This is a genomic window from Mycolicibacterium arseniciresistens, assembly GCF_030519285.1.
GTDB classification, from domain to species: Bacteria; Actinomycetota; Actinomycetes; order Mycobacteriales; family Mycobacteriaceae; genus Mycobacterium; species Mycobacterium arseniciresistens.
This window is the reverse complement of record NZ_JAUMSQ010000598.1, coordinates 1-332: the sequence shown is the minus strand read 5'-3', so window position 1 is coordinate 332 and position 332 is coordinate 1. Positions and strand designations below refer to the sequence as shown.

Below are 332 nucleotides of genomic sequence, written 5' to 3'. Positions count from 1 at the left end.
GAAGCCGATCGACGGGTCGGACTCCGGCAGGTCCACGTCGGGATTCAGGTAGCGCAGCAGACCGTAGGTCAACGGATCGGGCAGGGCGCGAAGCTGTTCCTTGGCGGCCTTGACCGCCGCACCCAACCCCGCATCACCGGCGACCACTCGTGCCCAGGACAATTCGCCGACGTCGAGTGCCACCGGGTATTTCGCGGTGAACCAGCCCACCGTGCGCGAGAGGTCCACGTCCGCGGCGAGTTCCTCATGACGGCCGTGGCCTTCCACGTCGATGCCGACCGGCGCACCACCGGCGCCCACGAACTCCGCCACCGCCAGCCCGAACGCGATCA

General features: G+C 68.7%; 1 protein-coding gene. It reads right to left on the bottom strand.

The window, feature by feature from the left end; genetic code table 11:
- On the bottom strand, window positions 1–332 hold a 332-nt coding region (locus Q2100_RS31710), incomplete at both ends, for a condensation domain-containing protein (RefSeq protein WP_302917179.1).